Origin of the sequence: Halomonas marinisediminis (assembly GCF_004347715.1) — a bacterium.
GTDB classification, from domain to species: domain Bacteria; phylum Pseudomonadota; class Gammaproteobacteria; order Pseudomonadales; family Halomonadaceae; genus Halomonas; species Halomonas icarae.
Window position 1 is genome coordinate 1 of the sequence record NZ_SLTR01000914.1, and the last position, 216, is coordinate 216.

At 67.6% G+C, this 216-nt stretch carries 1 pseudogene; it reads right to left on the minus strand.

Going from position 1 to position 216, the window contains the following annotated elements:
• Positions 1-216: pseudogene (locus tag E0702_RS18935) on the minus strand (PQQ-binding-like beta-propeller repeat protein); the annotation flags it as partial.

Genomic DNA, 216 nt, shown 5'->3' on the forward strand with positions numbered 1-216 from the left:
GAACCGCGCCGCCCCAGCCGGAGATCACCGAGACGTACTGCTCGCCGTTCTGTTCCCAGGTGATTGGCTGGCCGACGATGCCGGAGCCGGTCTGGAAGGACCAGAGCTTCTCGCCGGTCTCGTCGTCGAGCGCGATGAACTCACCCTCCGGCGTGCCGAAGAACACCAGGCCACCGGCGGTGGTCATCACGCCGCCCCAGAGCGGTGCGTCGTTCT